The organism is Streptomyces sp. SID13726 (assembly GCF_010548375.1).
In the GTDB taxonomy this organism is placed as follows: Bacteria; Actinomycetota; Actinomycetes; order Streptomycetales; family Streptomycetaceae; genus Streptomyces.
Genome location: NZ_JAAGLY010000406.1, coordinates 1 through 452, shown reverse-complemented (window position 1 = coordinate 452; position 452 = coordinate 1). Strand labels below are relative to the sequence as shown.

Genomic DNA, 452 nt, shown 5'->3' with positions numbered 1-452 from the left:
GCTCGCGGGCTGGGTGGCGCCTCGCTCGGGAACGATCGAGCGGGTCGGGGTCGAGCGCACGGGGTGGGTGTTCCAGAACCCGCACGGGGTGGCACGGCGGGCGGCCTTGGACCATGTGGTGCTGCCGCTGCTGGCGCGGGGGGCACGACGCCGCGACGCGGAGACCGAGGCGCTGGACGTCCTGGACCGGTTCGCGCTCGCGCCGGTCGCGGGCCGGCCGTTCCGGGCGCTGTCGGGCGGGGAGGCGCAGCGGCTCATGCTCGCGCGTGCGGTCGCGCTCGCGCCGGACCTGCTGCTCGTGGACGAGCCGACCGCGCAGCTCGACCTCGCGACCGCCGCGACCGTGAACGACGTCCTCGCGGGGATCGCGCAGCAGTCCTCGATCGTCGTCGTCGCGACGCACGATCCGCACACGCGCGACGCCTGCACCCGCGTCGTGGACCTCGCCGACT

Annotated in this window: 1 protein-coding gene; it reads left to right on the top strand. The window is 76.1% G+C overall.

Going from position 1 to position 452, the window contains the following annotated elements:
• Positions 1 to 452, top strand: a 452-nt coding sequence (locus G3I78_RS48305; protein WP_164436977.1) for an ATP-binding cassette domain-containing protein, incomplete at both ends; no start/stop codon positions are given.